General features: G+C 74.5%; 1 protein-coding gene. It reads right to left on the reverse strand.

Annotated elements, in window-relative coordinates; translation table 11 throughout:
• Positions 1 to 231 (reverse strand): nucleotidyltransferase family protein (locus tag R0J87_RS25210; protein ID WP_498889759.1); only part of this gene is annotated, 231 nt, incomplete at both ends.

The following is a 231-nucleotide window of genomic DNA, read 5'->3' on the forward strand; positions in this document are numbered from 1 at the left end:
CGAGGTGCTGAGCCCCTGGTCGTAGGCCGGGTTGTGGACGAAGCGCACGCCCCGGTCGCCCAGCGCGGTGCGCACACGCTCGGGCTCGTGGCCGGTGACGACGATGACGGCCTGCACGCCGGAGGCGAGCGCCGCGTCCACCGTGCGGACCACGAGGGGCCGGCCGTCCAGGTCCTCCAGCAGCTTGTTGCGAGCGCCCATGCGCCGGGACTGTCCGGCCGCCAGCACGAT

It is taken from the genome of Halomonas sp. SIMBA_159 (assembly GCF_046536035.1).
GTDB lineage: Bacteria > Pseudomonadota > Gammaproteobacteria > Pseudomonadales > Halomonadaceae > Vreelandella > Vreelandella venusta_A.